Genomic DNA, 18,031 nt, shown 5'->3' on the forward strand with positions numbered 1-18,031 from the left:
ATTTCCACGCCAGGCCGCTTCCCTATGCCTGCTGCAAGCATAGGCAATGATCCCTGCCGGATGATCACTTTATTTTCATAGGCTGAATGGGGGATACTGTAAGCCAATTCCCGCAAGGGCGGCAGTTAAGCACAAGAGACGACTCCAATGGCAGACAAGTTAACCCAATTAAGATCCCTGACAACAGTGGTAGCCGATACCGGTGATATCGACGCCATTCGCAAGTACCAACCCCAGGATGCAACCACCAACCCCTCGCTGATCCTGAAGGCCGCCCAGCTTCCAGACTATCGGCCTCTGGTACAAGAGGCGGTCAACTGGGCGAAAACCCAGAGCAAGGACAGCACCCAGCAGCTGATCGACGCCTCCGACAAGCTGGCGGTCAACATCGGCTGTGAAATCCTGAAAATCATCCCCGGCCGTATTTCCACCGAGGTGGATGCCCGCCTGTCCTTCGATACCCAGGCCAGCATCAACAAGGCCCGCCGCCTGATCGAACTGTACGGCCAGGCCGGGGTCGGCAGTGATCGTATCCTGATCAAGCTAGCGTCCACCTGGGAAGGCATTCGTGCCGCCGAAGTGCTGGAACAGGAAGGCATCAACTGTAACCTGACCTTGCTGTTCAGCTTTGCCCAGGCCCGGGCCTGCGCCGAAGCCGGCGCCTACCTGATCTCGCCTTTCGTGGGCCGTATCCTCGACTGGTACAAACAAAATACCGACCAGAAGGAATACACCGCCGAGCAGGATCCGGGAGTGCTGTCGGTCACCCAGATCTATGACTATTACAAGGCCCACGGCTATGCCACCGTGGTGATGGGTGCCAGCTTCCGTAACACCGGCGAAATCCTCGAGCTGGCCGGCTGCGACCGTCTCACCATAGGTCCCAACCTGCTGGAAGAGCTGAGCCAGGCCGAAGGCGAAGTGGTACGCAAGCTGGCCGACAAAGGCGCGACCCAGCCCCGCCCGCCCAAGCTGACCGAGGCTGAATTCCGCTGGGAGCAAAACCAGGACGCCATGGCCACCGAAAAGCTGGCCGAAGGCATCCGCAACTTCGCCATTGACCAGGGCAAGCTGGAACAGATGCTCAGCGCCATGTTGTGAGCTTTTATTACAACCAACTGAAAAAAGGCGGTTTTTCCGCCTTTTTTATTTTTTAATAAAAACGTAATAGTAAGGTTCTATTTTATAGCGGACTGTGATATATCCAAATGTGACTACAACTGATAGCCAACAGGAGGGAGCCCCATGGATAGGTTCAGCTTCGATCAGGAGTTTGTGGTTGAGCGGTCCCCACGCAGCACGTCGCGTGAACCTGCTAAAAAACGTAAATGGCGAGAAATAGAAGCACTCAAGGATAAACAACGTTTACGAGAAGAGCTTCAGCTACTGGACTGCACCTATGAATATGAAGGTGACATCGAGAACATGCTGTAAGACACAATAAAAACTCAGGGGCGCCCAACCGGGCGCCCCTTTTTATGTCTCATACTTTCAGCGGCGGCTGCCAGTCGATGGGAGCCTTGCCCTGCCCGGCCAGCAAGTCATTGGTCTGGGAAAAATGCCGGCAACCGAGGAAACCTCTGTGGGCCGACAAGGGGCTGGGATGCGGGGCGGCCAGGATATGATGGCGCCGGCGATCGATCATGGCTCCTTTTTTTTGTGCATGGTTGCCCCACAGCAAGAACACCACTCCCTGCAGGTGCTCATTCACCGCCTGGATCACCCGGTCGGTAAAGGTTTCCCAGCCCAGCTTGGCATGGGAATGCGCCTTGCCCGCCTCCACCGTCAATACCGTATTCAGCAACAGCACCCCCTGACGGGCCCAGGATTCCAGATAGCCATGGCTGGGCGTCCGAAAGCCGGGAATATCGGCACTCAGTTCCTTGTACATATTGGCCAGGGACGGCGGCGTGCGCACCCCGGGCAGCACCGAAAAACACAAGCCATGGGCCTGATGAGGGCCATGATAGGGATCCTGGCCAAGGATGACCACCTTGACCTCGGCCAGTTCGGTGTATTTAAAGGCGTTGAACATGTCCTGCTGGGGGGGATATATCTGCTTGCCGGCGGCCCGTTCGGCCTGGACGAAGGCCAGCGCCTGCTGGAAGTATGCTTGCTGCTTTTCTTCGCCTATCACCTGGCTCCAGGTCAACATCATCGGTATCCGTTGCAATAAAAGACCTAGCTTAAAAGCAGAGCCGGCCAGCTGCAAGCACCGCCGTGCCCGTCTGGCCGAAAGCGGCTGTTGATTATTTCACCGCACTGCGTTCACGAATAAGCCCCTCCTGAATGGTGCTGGCCACCAGCACCCCGTCCCGGCTGTAGAAGCGGCCCTGTACCAGCCCCCGGCCGGCGGCAGCACGCGGGCTTTCCACCGCGTACAGCAGCCAGTCGTCGAAGCGGAAATCCCGATGGAACCACATGGAATGATCCATGGTCGTGACATGCAGCTCAGACTCCCAGAAGGAGCGGCCATGGGGCTGCAGGGAGGTCGGTAAGAAGCAGAAGTCGGAGGCATAGGCCAGCAGGTATTTATGGATGCGGAGATCATCCGGCAACGTGCCATTGGCCTTCATCCAGGTATAACGCACCGGCTCGCACACCTCCGGATGCAGCGGATTCATATAATTCACAGGGCGGATTTCGATGGGTTTTTCGGCCAGCAGCAGGTCGCGAATGCGCTCGGGCAGGTGCGATTTCAACTCCCGGATCCGCTCCAGCTCGGGGATGAGTCCTTCTGGACCGGCCATCGACGGCATCGGGGCCTGATGATCGAAACCGGCCACCGGATCCTGAAACGAGGCCATCATATAAAAAATGGGCTTGCCGTGCTGCATCGCCTTGACCCGGCGGGTAGAAGTAGTCCTGCCGTCGCGGATGATTTCCACATCGTAAATGATGGGCCTGTCTTTATCACCGGGTCGTAAAAAATACGCATGGAATGAATGCACGGGCCGTTCCGGCAAGGTGTACTTGGCGGCCGCCAGGGCCTGTCCCATTACCTGTCCGCCGAACACGGAGCGGGAGCCCACATCCCGATTCCGGCCCCGATACAGGCCGTCATCCAGCGGTTCCAGGGCCAACAAGGTGAGTAAATCGTCCAATGCCTGGCTCATTCGGCTAGCTACCTTATTCTGTATAAACTGGTCTAATAAGTTATCATAGGCCGGTTATTCAGGGGTAGTGCCATCAAGGCCGTGGAAAAGCGGCACAGATAGAAAAGGGGGCAACCACTGGTTGCCCCCTTCAAACGTCGTATCGGTTAAATCCTTAAACCTGATTGCTCCCTGCATTCCCTGACCCGTCCCGAGTCTTCCCCTACCCGATCCGTCGAGGTGTCCTGCATCGTCCTGACAACATACATCCCGTATGCAACCGCTTCCTACCCTGGAGGTGTCCCTGCTTCATCCTGAAGCCATCCCTAACCCATCCGGGTTTGTCCTTTACCGTCCTGGTTGTCCGTCTTCCTGACCGACACCGCTTCCTTATCCTTGTCCCGGCTCCTGCCGGCCATCCCGTAGGCATCCTGCCAATTCATCTGCCTGATTCATCAGCGTCCTGCTGTGGTATTCACTATACGGATTTCCCCGACCGGCTCAATCGTCCGCCGGCTAGTACAAGCTGCTCAATAATCAAGCTGAAATTAAAATAATTTACAAATCAAATACTTGATTACATTCACGTTAAAATTACCCGGCCATAAAGCGTTTTTTCCGGGCGCTTATTGAGAGATCTCTTACAAGACATCCCGGTCATCGCTGACAGCGGATCTTTAACTGCCTGCCCGGGGCTGGAGCCAGAATAAAAAAGCCAGGCTCGAATGGCTTCGAGCCTGGCTTGTTATCGGCAAGAATTAGGGTTATTTCATCATCTTGGCTTTCAATACCGCGAAATCGGCGGGGATCACCTCGGAGAGGGATTCCATGGCACCATGCTTGGCCAGCGGGCCCGGCAGCGGAATATCCTGCTCGAGGATCTCATCCACGCTTTCCTTGAACTTGGCCGGGTGGGCGGTACACAGGAAGATGCCCACTTCATCCTTGCCGCGCTCCTTGTTGAGCAACTCCCAACCGATGGCGCCATGGGGCTCGCACAGATAGCCCTGGGCAAACAGCCGCCGCAAGGCGTCTTTGGTCTGTTCGTCGGTCAGCGCGCCAGAGGCGATAGCGGACAGCTCCCAGCCCTTGACCCGGCACAACTCCTCCACCCGCGGCCAGTTGTTGGGACGGCTGACGTCCATGGCGTTGGACAGGGTGGCGACCGTGTCCTTAGGCTCCCAGTTGCCGCTGTCCAGGTAACGGGGCACGGTATCGTTGGCATTGGTGGCGGCGACGAAACGCTTCACCGGCAGGCCGAGCGCCTTGGCGATCAGGCCGGCGGTCAGGTTGCCGAAGTTGCCTGAGGGCACGGCAATCACCGCCTTGTGACGCTGTTCGGCGGGCAGTTCGGCGATGGCCTCGAAGTAGTAGCACACCTGGGCCACCAGCCGGCTGATATTGATCGAGTTGGCCGAGTTCAGGCCCACCGCCTGCTTCAGCTCCTCATCATCGAAGGCCTGCTTGACCAGGGCCTGGCAGGCGTCGAAGTCCCCTTCCACCGCCAGGGTGCGGATGTTGCCGCCCAGGGTGGTGAACAGCTTTTCCTGCAGGGGGCTGATCTTGCCCTGGGGATAGAGGATCACCACTTCGATGTTGGGCAGGCCGTAGAAGGCATGGGCCACGGCGGCGCCGGTATCGCCCGAGGTGGCGGTGAGTATGGTGATCTTGCCGTCATTGCCGAGGGTCGCCAGGCACTGGGCCATGAAACGGCCGCCGAAGTCCTTGAACGCCAGGGTCGGGCCGTGGAACAGCTCCAGGGCATAGGTGTGCTCGTCCACCTTGACCAGGGGCGCGGGGAAGGCAAAGGCCTGCTCCACCATGGCCGTCAGGGTGTCCTCGGGGATTTCGTCGCCGATCAGGTGCTGCAGTATGGCCACGGAACGCGGTACCAGCGGCAGCTCCAGCAGCGCGTCCACATTGGCCAGCGGGGCCAGGTTTTCCGGGAAAAACAGCCCCTGGCCACGACCCAGGCCCTGTTTGACGGCACCGGCAAAATTGATGGTCTCGGAATTATCCTTAATGTTGTACAACTTCATAGTTCTGTTCCTGTTACCCGCGCACCCTGGGCATCGAGTTTGCAAATATGGCAAAAGCCATCCTGATTTTGAATAAAGTGTTCGGCCAGCCAGTCTTTCAGTTTTTCGGCCTGATGCAGGTCTTTCATCACGCAGAACACGGTGGGACCACTGCCGGAAATCCCGGTGGCCAAGGCCCCCATGGTGGCGGCATGGTCACGGACGGCGGCAAAGCCGGGGATCAGCTGCGAACGGTAGGGTTCGGCGATCACGTCCTTAAGCATGGCGGCGGCCACCGCTTCCTGGCCGGTATGGCTGGCGTGCACGAAACCCGCCAGGCGGCGGCCGTAGGTCAGGCAATCCTGGCGGCGGTACTGGGCCGGCAAGATGGCCCGGGCAGCGGAGGTGGAAACACTGATCCCCGGGTAGCAGACCACCCAGTACCAGTCTTCAAACACCGGCAGTGGTTGGCTGATCACGCCGCCGTCGTCCAGTACCAGCTGCAGCCCCCCCAGATAACAGGGTGCCACATTGTCATAGTGAACTGAACCGGAAATCTGCCCTTCCAGCTCGCCCATCAGCAGCAGCAGCTCCTGTTCGTCCAGGACATCATCGTGATAGGCATTCAGGCCCACCAGCGCCGCCACCACACTGGTGGCGCTGGAGCCCAGGCCCGAGCCCACCGGCAGGTTCTTTTCCAGCACCATGGTCAGCGGCTTCAGTGCCAGGCCGCGTTTGGCCAGCGCCCGACCATAGCCCAGATAGCAGTCGTAGACGATATTCTGCCGATAATCCTCCGGCAGCTTGTGGGCGAAGGGGCCGGCGGTGGTCAGGCTGAACTCGCCGTCGGTTTCGCCGACCCAGACCTTATCACCCAACAGGGAGCCGTCGATGGGCGCCAACGGGGCACCCAAAAGATCAAACCCCACGCTCATATTGGCGGTCGAAGCAGGGGCGTAGGCAACAATACTCATTTAAACCTCCTGCTTCCAGTTGTGGGTACGTAACAAGTCGGCGAACACGCCGGCGGCGGTCACATCGGCACCGGCACCATAGCCGCGCAGCACCAGCGGGATCGGCTGATAATAACGGGTATAGAAAGCCAGGGCGTTCTCCCCGTCCTTGACCTTGAACAGGGGATCGTTGCCGTCCACCGCCTGGATGGCCACCTTGCACTGGCCATCCTCGATGGCGCCCACGTAACGCAGCACCTTGCCTTCGGCGGCGGCTTGCGCCACCCGCTGCTCGAAGTAGGCATTGGCGTCCGGCAAGCGGGCCATAAAGCTGTCGATATCGCCATCGGCGTCAAACCCGGGGGGCAGCGCCTGCTCCACCTCGATATCGCTCAGGTGCAGCTCCATGCCGGCCTCGCGGGCCAGGATCAGCAGCTTACGCGCCACGTCCATGCCGTTCAGATCGTCACGGGGATCCGGCTCGGTAAAGCCGTTTTCCCGGGCGATGCGGGTGGCGTCGGCAAAGCTCATGCCTTCGTCCAGCTTGCCGAAGATATAGGACATGGAGCCGGACAGGATGCCGCCGAAGGCCTTGAGGGTGTCGCCGGCGCGGATCAGGTTCTGCAGGTTCTCGATCACCGGCAGGCCGGCACCGACGTTGGTCTCGTACAGAAACTTGCGACGGGTGGCCAGGGCGGTGCGTCGCAGCTCCCGGTAATAATCCAGGCTGGCGGTGTTGGCCTTCTTGTTGGGGGTGACCACATGGAAGCCCGCGGCCAGGAAATCCGCGTACTGATCGGCGATGCCCTCATCGGAAGTACAGTCCACCAGCACCGGGTTGATCAGGTGGCTGTCTGCCACCAGCTTGGTCACCCGCTCCAGGTTAAAGGGCTCGTGCGCCTGCTCCAGGGTGTCACGCCACTGGTTGAGGTTGATGCCGTTGCGGTCCAGCGCCATCTTGCGGGAGTTGGCGATGCCCACCACCCGGATGCCGATATCCTGGGTTTCCAGCACCGGCTGCTGACGGCGGATCTGCTCGAGCAGGGCCGCGCCCACCCCGCCACAACCGACCAGGAACACATCGATGAACTGGCGGCTGGAGAAGAAATTCTGATGGCAGGCCTTGATCGCCTCGGCCACCTTTTCCTTGCGGATCACGGTGGAAATGGAGCGCTCGCTGGAACCCTGGGCGATGGCCACGATATTAATGGAGGCTTCCGCCAGCGAGGTCAGGAAGCGGGCAGATACTCCCTTGGCGGTGCGCATGCGATCGCCGATCAGCGAGATAATCGCCAGTTCATCGGTGATCTCCAGCGGATCCAGCAGCTGGTTCTTGAACTCCAGGGAGAACTCGCTGGCGATGGCCTTGCAGGCCTTGTCCTTGTCGTAGCTGTGGATACAGAAGCTGACGCTGTATTCGGAAGAGCTCTGGGTGATCAGCACTATGCTGACGCCGGCGCGGGATACACTGGAGAACAGCCGGCCGGCCATGCCTATCATGCCCTTCATGCCCGGGCCCGAGATGTTGATCATGCTCATGCCGGACAGATCGGAAATGCCTTTCACCTGCAGATCCTCATCGCCCTGCTCCGGGCCGATCAGGGTGCCCGCCCCCTGGGGATTGGCGGTATTCTTGATCAGGCAGGGGATATGGAACTGGGCGATGGGGGCTATGGTCTTGGGATGCAGCACCTTGGCACCGAAATAGGACAGCTCCATGGCCTCCTTGTAGGACAGCTGCTTAAGCAGCTTGGCATCCGCGACCAGGCGCGGATCGCAGTTATACACCCCATCCACATCGGTCCAGATTTCACAGCATTCGGCGTCGACACAGGCAGCCAGCACGGCGGCAGAGTAGTCGGAACCGTTACGACCCAGGATCACCGTCTCGCCCTGTTCATTACCGGCGGTGAAGCCCGGCATCAGGTAGACGCAATCGCCCTTGATACCCTGTTCGCGGAAGCGCTCACGGGAGACTTCGATGTTGACATGGGCCTCGAGGTACCCGCCCTCGCCCAGCAGCATGGCCTGGGGGGAGATGATTTCCACCTGATGGCCACGGACCTTGAGCAGCTCGCCCATCACCGCGATGGACAGGGCCTCGCCCCGGCTCAGCACCCGGGCCTGAATGTTGTCCGGGCACTGCTGCAGCAGGCTGACACCCTGCAGCAGTCGGGTAAGCTGGGACAGCTCCCGTTCGACCTGAGCATTCAGGGCGTCCGCATCCAGGCTGGGATACTGCTGCTGCAGACCGGAAATAATGGCAGAGAAGATCTGTTCGATTTCTTTCAATACCGGGGCCGCTTCCAGACCGCGGATGGTCTGTTCAACCACCGCCACCAGATGGTTGGTTACCCTGGCCGGTGCAGACAGCACCAGGGCCACCTGGGATTGCTGCTGGTTGTTGACCACTATGTCGGCGACGGTTAGGAACCGCTCGGCATTTGCCAGTGAGGTGCCACCAAATTTCAAGACACGCATGTAGTACTCCCTGAATAAAACGAAAAAGCCCGTATCTGGTTGGGATACGGGCTTAAGGATTCAAATCTGTTTGTCGTCAGCGCATCAGCCCGCTCCAGTGCCACCCAGGGTGGTACCGGTAATAATGGTGGTGATAATGCGACGGGCATTAAGCTGCATGACGAACAACCTCTGAAATCGGATGGCATAGCAATACCTTGGTGGCCGCGGCTTGTCAACTTTCGTCCTTGCGCGGCAGCGCCCTGGCCAGGTCTTTGTACAGCAGATGCAACAGATTCAGATCCCGCTGCTCCAGCATAGGCAATCGGTCTCTCACCCACTCAGCCAGTTTTTCATGCTGGGAAACACCGATTAAGTCAAATAATTCCTCTGTTTTACTCTGAAGCAATCTTAACTGACTATTCTGCTCTGTTTGCTCAGCATTTTCTGCGGTAGCCGGCGCTAATCCCTGGCTGAACTCATAGGCGTAAAGCATGATCGCCTGCCCCAGGTTCAGCGAAGGATAGCTGACCTTGAGCGGCAGATAGCTGATAATATCCGCGTGGGCCAGCTCCTCGTTGCTCAGGCCGGACTCCTCACAGCCGAACAACAGCGCCACCTTGTTCACCTGCTTATTATTGACCTGCTCACAGGCCTGCTGCGGCGTCAGATAATAGCGATAGCGGCCCCGGCTGCGGGCGGTGGTGGCAATCACCAGGTCCATGTCGCTCAAGGCCGCCTCCAGCCCGGCAAAGTATTCCGCCTGCTCCAGGATATCCTGAGCCCCGTGGGCAACCCAGGACGCCTGCTCCTGCTGATGCACCCGGCTATCCACCAGCCTCATCTTGCCAAAGCCCATGGTTTTCATGGCCCGTGCCGCGGCGCCGACATTTTCTGCCCGCGCCGGCGATTTCAGTACAAAATACAGCTCCATCCCACTCCCCTTTGTGAAAGGCCGCACATTGTGCGCAATCAATGCTCGAATTACTACCCCGGCCGGTGTTTGATAAAGGGCCGACCAAAACCACAGGACACCATCATGGGCCCCAGTTCCGCCAGGGATATGGCACAGATCATTTTGACCCGCTTCGATCGGTTTTACCGCTTGTTTCTGGATATCACCCTCGGCGCCAAGGACAGGTTCGAAGCCCAGGACTGGCTGGGGGTACAGTTGGCCGGTCGCCAGCGCATCCGCCTCTATGACCATCATGTCAATGAAACCCTGCAGGCCATGCGCGAACGCAACGGTGGCGCCCCGCTCGATCAGGACTGCCTGAAGTCCATCAAACAGGCCTTTAACGATCTGCTCACCGATTATGACAACTTCGAGATTGCCGAGTCTTTTTATAACTCCGTCTACCGCCGCTCCTTCCGTCACCAGAATATCCGCGCCGAAAATCTCTATGTGCACAGCTTTATCAAACGGGCCCCGGACCCGGATCTGAGCGCCTACAGCTGGACATACCAGACCAGCCTGGCGCAACTGAACTCTTGCCTGCAGGATATTCTGGCCCGCCTTGCATTCGGCCTGCCGTTCAGCCAGCTGGAGCGGGACCTGAATTATGTCTGCCGCTACCTGAAAGAATACGGCCCGGACGGCCTGCAACAGGGCGATTTTACCCTGACCTTTGTCAATACCCTGTTTTTCCGCAATAAGGGCGCCTATCTGGTGGGCCGCCTGGAACAGGGCGGCATCCTGCTGCCCTTTATTTTGCCCATCCTGCACGACGACCAGGGCGGACTCTATATCGATACCCTGATCATCTCGACCGATGATGCATCCATCCTGTTCGGCTTCGCCCGCGCCTATTTCATGGTGTACTGCCCGGTGCCGGCCTTACTGGTGCATTTTTTACGGCCCCTGTTCCCCAATAAGGTGGATTACGAAATATACACCGCCATCGGCTGCCAAAAACACGGGAAAACCGAGTTTTACCGGGATTTTCTCCACAACCTGCACCAGAGCCGGGATAAGTTTGTGCTGGCCCCCGGCATCAAGGGCATGGTGATGAGCGTCTTTACCCTGCCCTCCTTCGAGGTGGTATTCAAAGTCATCAAGGACAAGTTTACCCCGCCCAAAGAAGTCAACCATGAGACGGTCAAGGCCAAATACCGGCTGGTAAAACAGCATGACCGAGTCGGTCGCATGGCCGACACCCTGGAGTTCAGCAACTTCGAACTGCCGCTCAGGCGTATCGGTGACGAACTGCTGGCCGAGTTGCAGACCGTCGCCCCTTCCCTGTTGCAGATCAAGGGCGACACCCTGGTGATCCGCCATCTGTATACCGAGCGACGGATGACGCCGCTGAATATCTACCTGGAGCAGGCCAGTGACGAGGCCCTGGCCCATGCGGTGGATGAATATGGCAATGCCATCAAGCAGCTCGCCGCCGCCAACATTTTTCCCGGCGATATGCTGTTCAAGAACTTTGGCGTCACCCGGCACGGCCGGGTGATCTTCTATGACTATGACGAAATCGTCTATATGACGGAATGCAATTTCCGCGATATTCCCCCGGCCCGCTATCCGGAAGACGAACTGAGCGCCGAACCCTGGTACTCGGTGAGCCCCAACGATATCTTTCCAGAGGAATTTGCCACCTTTTTACTGAGCAGCCCGCGGATCCGCAAGGCCTTTGCGCACCAGCACGGCGAGCTGTTCACCGCCGAATACTGGCGCGGCCTGCAGCGTAATATAGAAGCGGGCCAGTTCGGTGATGTGTTTCCCTACCGGCGCAAACGGCGCTTTCGGTATCTGTACGGGGAGCAGGGATAGTGACTGGGGAATGGGAGCGTATCACCGCTCCCTAATCCCCATTCCCTGCTCCCTATAAATCGGAGTGGCTCAGCGGCTCCCGGGACACGATGATGCCATTGAGATCGGCGTAAATATAATCACCGGGAGCGATGCGGGCTCCGGCCAAATTGAGGGTGACATCCACATCACCCAGGCCACGTTTTTCGGTTTTCAGAGGGCAGGACGCCAGGGCCTTCACCCCCAGACCCAGTTCGCCTATGGTCCCCACGTCACGGATGGCGCCATAAACGATAATGCCTTCCCAGCCATTCTCGACCGCCATTGCCGCCAGCTGATCGCCCAGCAGGGCCCGACGCAACAGGCCGCCACCATCCACCACCAGCACCTTGCCGGTACCGGGAGTCGCCAGTAGCTCCCTGACCTTGGAGTTGTCTTCAAGGCAACGGGCAGTAACCGCCTGGCCCCAGAACACGGCTTCGCCGCCGAAATTCTCGAACAGTGGCTCCAGCACAGTCACCTTATCGCCGTGCTCGTCACATAAATCGGGTAATAAATCCAACATCCTGCCTCCTTATGCCCTCTGCAACAAGGGCGATAGTAATACTGTCAGCCTATGCCCGTCCCACCAAAAACGCCATCTTGGTGCGGGGCCGAGGCGGTCCTCCAGATACAGGGATATTTGTATAACATTCCGGCCTTTTTGTTAAATCCCGGCTTGACCTTGATTTATGATGGCCCTAAAACTATTTAACATTCCAAAGAGGCTGTTGTTATGTCCCTGTTAACTGTTAAAATAAGACAACTTTTGTGATGGACCGCTGGCTATTTCTGGTGTCATACACCTTGAAACCGAGGCAGCAACTGCATGGGATGCAAGTTAAATTGGCTGAACTTTTACGACAACGTTGAAAGTTTAAGCGATGTTACTTGGGCTTTGTTGACGTGACTTACTTACACTTTCCTGGGTAGATGTCCTTAACCGCAGCGGCTGTTGACAACGAATCCTTCTATATCTAAAAACAGGTACGCTCATGCAGACACCACACATCCTTATCGTTGAAGACGAACTGGTCACCCGTAACACCCTCAAAAGCATCTTTGAGGCGGAAGGCTACACCGTGCTGGAAGCCACGGACGGTGAAGAAATGCACCAGGCACTGTCGGCCAACAAGATCAACCTGGTGATCATGGATATCAACCTGCCCGGCAAAAATGGCCTGTTGCTGGCCCGGGAGTTGCGCGAACAGCATAACCTGGCGCTGATGTTTCTCACCGGCCGGGACAACGAGGTCGATAAGATCCTTGGACTGGAAATCGGTGCCGATGACTATATCACCAAGCCGTTCAACCCACGGGAACTGACCATTAGGGCACGTAACCTGCTGAGCCGGACCATGCAGGTACCGGAGGCCGCCGGCGAAGAAAAACAGGTAGAGACCTACCGCTTTAACGGCTGGACGCTGGACATCAACAGCCGGGCACTGGTCAGTCCCAATGGCGAGGTGTTCAAGCTGCCGCGCAGCGAATTCCGAGCCATGATCCACTTTTGCGAAAACCCGGGACAGATCCAGAGCCGGGGGGATCTGTTGAAGAAAATGACGGGCCGGGAACTGAAGCCTCACGACAGGACGGTGGATGTAACCATACGTCGTATCCGTAAACATTTTGAATCGGTGGCGGACTCCCCGGAAATTATCGCCACCATTCACGGTGAAGGCTACCGCTTCTGTGGTGATTTAGAGGAATAAGCTCCCCTAAAGAACTGTTCCTAATTGTGCTGCAGAGGTCAGGGCCGCACGCAGACTCACCGTAACCTCATCCCTGGGTGCTCCGCCGCGCCATCCCTGGCGCGGAGGTCTACTTATCGGCCCTTGACCTCTGCCTCGAAATGTAGCGGTATTTGTATCAGTTATTTAGCCTAACCGGAGGTGGCACCACCTCCGGTTAGGGATTTTCCGTTCTGCAGCCTCCCGCTATTTGATAGCGGCCCTGGGCCTCTGCCACTCTCTGCCCCGGGTTTCGACCCTATACTCGTTTACCTTGTGCCTGTTTATATCGGCTACCGCCAAATCTCCCGGATCTGCGTCTCTGGCGTATAATGATGCGCTATCTGTGCCTGCAACAGCTCTGCCGTCGCCAAGGCATCGGTGAGGGCATGATGGGGCTGATAATAGGGCAGGTGATAACGGCTCCGGCTGTCCGCCAGGCGAATGGAAACCGGCTTACGGCCCAGCAGCCGGGCCCAGAAGCCGGGGGCCTTGCCACGGTGCAGGCGGGCTTCGAGATCCATGGTATCCACCACCGGAAAACGGATCCCCTCGCCCAGTCGCTCTCTGAGTGCGGCATCGAGGAAGGCCCGCTCAATGCCCCTGTGGTGTACCACCGGGACACGCCCGGCCAGGGCCGCCAGCAATGGCTCGAGGATCCTGAGTAAGTCCGGAGCCTGCCTGACATCGGAATGGGTAATGCCGTGGATCACCACGGATTCTTCGACCAGGGGTTTACGCGGTTTTACGATCCAGTGCCGGGCACGCCGGCAATGGATGCGCCGTATGTCAAACGGCACCAGGCCAATGCTGATAATGCCGTGTTTATTCGGATTCAAACCGGTGGTTTCAAAGTCCATCGCCACAAAGGGCACTTCGGACAGCGGCGTGTTGGCCGCTATCACCCCCGCCTGATAAAACCGCTGCAGGCGGGGATCCCTGACGGTCGCCGCCAGCGTCTGAAAACAGCTTGGCCAGTCCGGCGTCGGGGTTGCTTTGACTGGCTTTTCTTCCGGTTGCAGATAAAACACGCATGTCCTCAGTTTGAGCGGGTTGGCTGATAACGAAATTTCAGAAACTTCTGGGCATTGCTGAGGATCTGGAAGGCATCCTTCAGGTTTCTGCGTTCAAAATCCGACAAGGAGTCCGGCTCGATATTGTTGTCCGGCTCGCGTCCGGCTTCAATATCGAAGACCTGATGACGGATCCGCACCATGGCAATAAACTCCATGGCATCGCGTAAGTCGGGCCCCCGGCCTTTGGGTAAAATACCTGCTTCGATGACATCATGCAGCCGTTCGAAGGAATTCTGCGCCCGGGAGCCAATCGCCAGCGCATGCACCCGGATCAAATCAGCCAGCGGTGCCGTGCCCCTGCGCTTGAGGTTGATCGAGTTATTGTGCTTGCCGTCCTGTTCCATCACAAAATTCTTGAAAAACCCGAGCGGCGGTGTCCGGTTTAAGGCATTGCGCGCCATGCATGCCAGGAAACGCGGGCTGCGTTTGGCCCGCCGACGAATCAGGGAATTCAACTGCGCCGCCCACTCGGTTTTCCCCCAGACGCCATCCAGGTCAAAGAAGATAGAACTGTGCAGCAGGGACTCCGGGCTGGGATTGTCGATCCAGTCGCTGAAACATTGCTCCCACTCACGCCGGGTTTTCTGCCACTTGGGATTGGTCGCCATGATGCCCCCCTTGCAATAGCTGTAACCACAGGCGGCCAGCCCATCGCAGACAAACTCGGCCAGTGCCTGAAAATAATCGCCATGCTGGGTTGGATGGTAGCGATTATCGAGAATAAAAGCGTTATCCTGATCAGTCACTATCAGCTGTTCATCCCGTGCCATGGAGCCCAGCGCCAAAAAACAGTAGGGGACAGGTGGCGGCCCCAGTTGCTCCTCGGCCAGCTCCAGCAAACGTTGCTTGAAGCTGCGTCCAATCACCGCCATGGCACTGCCCACCATATGAGAGTTGGCATCCTCATTGACCAGGCGTACAAAACAGGCTTTCACCTCACCCGCCAGGGCCTGCAGCTCCGCCACCGTCTGCTGCCGGAAAATGCTGCTGACCATAAACAGGCTGCTCTGGGTTTCATAACGCACTATGTCCGACAGGGCTATCACCCCCACCGGCCGATGGCGGTGCAGCACCGGCAGATGGTGCAGGTTGTAACGGAGCATGGTCAACATGGCCTCAAATACCCGCTGACCGCTTTCCAGGGCAATCACATCCCCCGACATGATCTCCACCACAGGGGTATCCGGCGAGAGTCCGGTCGCCAGTACCCGGGTCCGCAAGTCACGATCGGTAATGATGCCCGCCAGGCACTGCTCATCTTCGGTCAGCTGTGCCGGCTGCTCTTGTTGCGGATATTCGACCAGGATGGACGATACCCCCTCCTCGGTCATTTTTTCGGCCGCTTCACGGATGGATGCCCTGGTGGTAATGGTCACCGGCTCCCGGGAAATCAGGGTGCGTACCGTTGACGACATCAAATTGTTGGCATCTTCGCGTATGGAGACCGCCTGCCTGAGCCGGTCTTTGTCTGCCACCTCGACAAAGTCGGCGAACTGTTCATAGCTCTCAAACAGCTCGGTAAAGATGGCCTCGGGAATACAGTACAACAAGGTATCTTCCAGGGCTCGGGCCGGCAGCCGTACCCGGTTATTCATCAGCAGGGCCATCTGCCCGAACAGGTTGCCTTCGCTCAGGCGATTATAGAGATCGCCATTGCGGCGATAGGTTTCCACCGCGCCGCTACGGATCAGATATAAATCATGGATCTTGTCGCCATACTCGCAGATAACCGTTCCCGCCCGGTAATAAGCCACTTCTATATGGCGGGCGACATGTTCCAGCACCTGCTCCGGCAAACTGTCGAAAGGAGCAAACTGGCGCACAAATCCCAGGATCTCAAGCTGCTCTACTTCCATCCGGCCCTCCCTTTAGGGTGTGTTCCGTTATTGCGCATAAATGACGCTGAGGCTGCTACCTTGAGCGTGCCCTGTTGGGGCGGCGGCGACATCATGAGCAGTATCGGGACACACCCTAGCATAATGAAAAAGGCAGGTGGTGCACAAACACCGACCTGCCTCATGATCCACAGATATAACGGAGGTTATTATCCCCGCGGCTCCGATGCCAGCCCTTTGAACAGCGCGCCGCAGGCCATCAGCAGCACTATGGTAAAGGGAAAGCCGGTAGATACCGCCATCGCCTGCAAGGCGACCAGTCCTCCTCCCAGGATCAGGGCAATGGCCACCAATCCTTCGAAGGTGCACCAGAATACCCGCTGTGGCTTGGGCGCATTCACCTTACCGCCGGCCGCTATGGTATCGATCACCAGAGAACCGGAATCTGAGGAGGTCACGAAGAACACCACTACCAGCACAATACCCAGGAACGAGGTGATCTGTGACAAGGGCAACTGATCGAGCATGGTGAACAGCTGCAACGGCAGCTCCGCATTGACGACCCCTTCGTAGCCATCGATCAGCTGATGGATGGCGGTACTGCCAAATGCCGTCATCCACAACACACAGGCGGCGGAGGGAATCAGCAGGACCGAAATCATAAACTCACGCACGGTACGGCCACGGGAAACCCGCGCGATGAACATGCCGACGAAAGGCGACCAGGAAATCCACCAGGCCCAGTAGAACGAGGTCCATCCCTGAGAGAAGTTGGCGTCTTCACGACCAACCGGGTTGGATAACGCCGGCAGATGTTCGATATAAGCCACCAGGTTGGCGAAGAAGCCGGTCAGGATGACCAGCGTCGGGCCGACGATAATCACGAACAGCAGCAACAGGGCCGCCAGTACCATGTTGATTTCGGACAGTCGCTTGACCCCGGCATCCAGGCCGGCCAGCACAGAGATCAGGGCGATGGCGGTGATCACTATCACCAGGATGATTTCGGTGGTGGTGCCGGTGGGCAGACCAAACAGGTAATTCAGGCCGGCACTGGCCTGCGAGGCACCCAGGCCAAGGGAAGTCGCCAGCCCGAACAGGGTCGCGACGACGGCCAGTATATCAACCACATGGCCAGGCCAGCCCCAGACCCGCTCGCCCAGCAAGGGGTAGAACACCGAACGCATGGTCAGGGGCAAGCCCTTGTTGTAGGAGAAGATCGCCAGCCCCAGCGCCAGTACCGCATAAATCGCCCAGGGGTGCAGTCCCCAGTGATAAATGGTGGCCGCCATCCCCAGGCGCTCCGCACCCAGCGCATCACCGGCGGCCCCGGCCAAGGGCGCCCAGTCGGTGCGGGCCCCGTTCTCAACCACGGTGCCCGCCAACGAACTGTTGAAATGGGACAAGGGTTCGGAGACACCATAAAACATCAGGCCGATGCCCATGCCCGCGGCAAACAGCATGGAAAACCAGCCCGCATAGCTATAGTCCGGCATCGCCTTGGTGCCGCCGATGCGCACTCGGCCCAGCGGCGAAATAATCAATGCCAGACAGGCCAGCACAAAAATATTACCGGCACTCAGAAAAAACCAGTCCAGATTAGAGGTCAGCCATGAGCGTATCCCGCCGAAAAGTGGACCGATCTGGGTTTGAAACATCAGGGTTAACAGTACGAAGGCGACGATGGCCAGGCCGGAGATCATAAACACCCGATCATGGATATCCAGACCGAAGGGACCGATCTTCAATGCAATATTATCTTGTCCGATTTGATAATCGGTATCGATGGGATTCACCTCGCCATCGGGCGACATAATACCCTGCTCGTCTTTTTCTTTGTCATTCATACACTTTTCCTAGGTTTATGGGTGTCCTGGAAAGGAAGAGCATAACATATGCAATCCATGCGCTTCAGGTCAGAGGTAACAAAATATCGGTGGTGTCCGGATAAGCAACCGATTGAAGATTAAGCCAATTTACGGATGCTCTGCCCGCTCCCGGGTAAAATGGGGTCTGCCATTGATAATAGCGGCAAAGGCCAGGACAGGCTCACCGCGCCCGGTAAAGAGT

At 57.9% G+C, this 18,031-nt stretch carries 14 protein-coding genes; 4 read left to right on the plus strand and 10 right to left on the minus strand.

What is annotated here, in order from left to right:
• The first annotated feature begins 147 nt into the window (after positions 1–147).
• On the plus strand, positions 148–1,101 hold the full coding sequence (gene tal, locus ABD806_RS06595; RefSeq protein ID WP_344956001.1) for a transaldolase: 954 nt from the start codon (positions 148–150) through the stop codon (positions 1,099–1,101).
• A gap of 144 nt (positions 1,102–1,245) precedes the next feature.
• Complete coding sequence (locus ABD806_RS06600; protein WP_344956004.1) at positions 1,246–1,434, plus strand: DUF3545 family protein; 189 nt, start codon at positions 1,246–1,248, stop codon at positions 1,432–1,434.
• Between the two features lie 49 nt (positions 1,435–1,483).
• On the opposite strand, the gene ung is transcribed toward ABD806_RS06600, so the two are convergent.
• From ung to ABD806_RS06630, 6 genes are all read right to left on the minus strand, one after another.
• Positions 1,484–2,155, minus strand: coding sequence for a uracil-DNA glycosylase (ung, locus tag ABD806_RS06605; RefSeq protein ID WP_344956470.1), 672 nt, complete (start codon positions 2,153–2,155; stop codon positions 1,484–1,486).
• 94 nt (positions 2,156–2,249) lie between these two features.
• Positions 2,250–3,116: an acyl-CoA thioesterase II gene (tesB, locus tag ABD806_RS06610; protein WP_344956007.1), complete on the minus strand. Its 867-nt coding sequence runs from the start codon at positions 3,114–3,116 to the stop codon at positions 2,250–2,252.
• 743 nt (positions 3,117–3,859) lie between these two features.
• On the minus strand, positions 3,860–5,134 hold the full coding sequence (gene thrC, locus ABD806_RS06615) for a threonine synthase (RefSeq protein ID WP_344956009.1): 1,275 nt from the start codon (positions 5,132–5,134) through the stop codon (positions 3,860–3,862).
• Positions 5,131–6,087: a homoserine kinase gene (thrB, locus tag ABD806_RS06620; RefSeq protein WP_344956012.1), complete on the minus strand. Its 957-nt coding sequence runs from the start codon at positions 6,085–6,087 to the stop codon at positions 5,131–5,133. Before thrB ends, thrC begins: the two co-directional genes overlap by 4 nt.
• Positions 6,088–8,547, minus strand: a complete 2,460-nt coding sequence (gene thrA / locus ABD806_RS06625) for a bifunctional aspartate kinase/homoserine dehydrogenase I (RefSeq protein WP_344956015.1) — start codon at positions 8,545–8,547, stop codon at positions 6,088–6,090.
• Between the two features lie 214 nt (positions 8,548–8,761).
• Complete coding sequence (locus ABD806_RS06630) at positions 8,762–9,460, minus strand: tRNA/rRNA methyltransferase (RefSeq protein ID WP_344956017.1); 699 nt, start codon at positions 9,458–9,460, stop codon at positions 8,762–8,764.
• 105 nt (positions 9,461–9,565) lie between these two features.
• Here ABD806_RS06630 and aceK point away from each other — a divergent pair, with 105 nt between their 5' ends.
• Complete coding sequence (gene aceK / locus ABD806_RS06635; RefSeq protein ID WP_344956020.1) at positions 9,566–11,302, plus strand: bifunctional isocitrate dehydrogenase kinase/phosphatase; 1,737 nt, start codon at positions 9,566–9,568, stop codon at positions 11,300–11,302.
• A 52-nt stretch (positions 11,303–11,354) separates the two neighbouring features.
• Here aceK and ABD806_RS06640 read toward each other — a convergent pair whose 3' ends face one another.
• Entirely contained in the window at positions 11,355–11,846 is a 492-nt protein-coding gene (locus ABD806_RS06640; RefSeq protein ID WP_344956022.1) for a putative 4-hydroxy-4-methyl-2-oxoglutarate aldolase, read from the minus strand.
• 469 nt (positions 11,847–12,315) lie between these two features.
• On the opposite strand from ABD806_RS06640, the gene arcA reads away from it, so the two are divergent.
• Complete coding sequence (arcA, locus tag ABD806_RS06645) at positions 12,316–13,032, plus strand: two-component system response regulator ArcA (protein WP_344956024.1); 717 nt, start codon at positions 12,316–12,318, stop codon at positions 13,030–13,032.
• 311 nt (positions 13,033–13,343) lie between these two features.
• Here the strand turns inward: arcA and ABD806_RS06650 are convergent, their stop codons facing one another.
• From ABD806_RS06650 to ABD806_RS06660, 3 genes are all read right to left on the minus strand, one after another.
• Complete coding sequence (locus ABD806_RS06650) at positions 13,344–14,081, minus strand: 3'-5' exonuclease (protein ID WP_344956026.1); 738 nt, start codon at positions 14,079–14,081, stop codon at positions 13,344–13,346.
• Positions 14,082–14,089: 8 nt separating this feature from the next.
• Positions 14,090–15,982, minus strand: coding sequence for a putative nucleotidyltransferase substrate binding domain-containing protein (locus ABD806_RS06655; RefSeq protein ID WP_344956030.1), 1,893 nt, complete (start codon positions 15,980–15,982; stop codon positions 14,090–14,092).
• Between the two features lie 188 nt (positions 15,983–16,170).
• Positions 16,171–17,808 carry a BCCT family transporter gene (locus tag ABD806_RS06660; protein ID WP_344956032.1) on the minus strand — a complete coding sequence of 546 codons (1,638 nt, stop codon included), beginning with the start codon at positions 17,806–17,808 and terminating at the stop codon, positions 16,171–16,173.
• Between the last annotated feature and the right edge of the window lie 223 nt (positions 17,809–18,031).

It is taken from the genome of Zobellella aerophila, assembly GCF_039539325.1.
Classification (GTDB): domain Bacteria; phylum Pseudomonadota; class Gammaproteobacteria; order Enterobacterales; family Aeromonadaceae; genus Oceanimonas; species Oceanimonas aerophila.

What these genes read in the sequence shown, in the direction of transcription:
- tal (WP_344956001.1), top strand. Translation starts at nt 148, where the DNA reads ATGGCAGACAAGTTAACCCAATTAAGATCCCTGACAACAGTGGTAGCC.
- ABD806_RS06600 (WP_344956004.1), top strand. Translation starts at nt 1,246, where the DNA reads ATGGATAGGTTCAGCTTCGATCAGGAGTTTGTGGTTGAGCGGTCCCCA.
- ung (WP_344956470.1), bottom strand. Translation starts at nt 2,155, where the DNA reads ATGTTGACCTGGAGCCAGGTGATAGGCGAAGAAAAGCAGCAAGCATAC.
- tesB (WP_344956007.1), bottom strand. Translation starts at nt 3,116, where the DNA reads ATGAGCCAGGCATTGGACGATTTACTCACCTTGTTGGCCCTGGAACCG.
- thrC (WP_344956009.1), bottom strand. Translation starts at nt 5,134, where the DNA reads ATGAAGTTGTACAACATTAAGGATAATTCCGAGACCATCAATTTTGCC.
- thrB (WP_344956012.1), bottom strand. Translation starts at nt 6,087, where the DNA reads ATGAGTATTGTTGCCTACGCCCCTGCTTCGACCGCCAATATGAGCGTG.
- thrA (WP_344956015.1), bottom strand. Translation starts at nt 8,547, where the DNA reads ATGCGTGTCTTGAAATTTGGTGGCACCTCACTGGCAAATGCCGAGCGG.
- ABD806_RS06630 (WP_344956017.1), bottom strand. Translation starts at nt 9,460, where the DNA reads ATGGAGCTGTATTTTGTACTGAAATCGCCGGCGCGGGCAGAAAATGTC.
- aceK (WP_344956020.1), top strand. Translation starts at nt 9,566, where the DNA reads ATGGGCCCCAGTTCCGCCAGGGATATGGCACAGATCATTTTGACCCGC.
- ABD806_RS06640 (WP_344956022.1), bottom strand. Translation starts at nt 11,846, where the DNA reads ATGTTGGATTTATTACCCGATTTATGTGACGAGCACGGCGATAAGGTG.
- arcA (WP_344956024.1), top strand. Translation starts at nt 12,316, where the DNA reads ATGCAGACACCACACATCCTTATCGTTGAAGACGAACTGGTCACCCGT.
- ABD806_RS06655 (WP_344956030.1), bottom strand. Translation starts at nt 15,982, where the DNA reads ATGGAAGTAGAGCAGCTTGAGATCCTGGGATTTGTGCGCCAGTTTGCT.
- ABD806_RS06660 (WP_344956032.1), bottom strand. Translation starts at nt 17,808, where the DNA reads ATGAATGACAAAGAAAAAGACGAGCAGGGTATTATGTCGCCCGATGGC.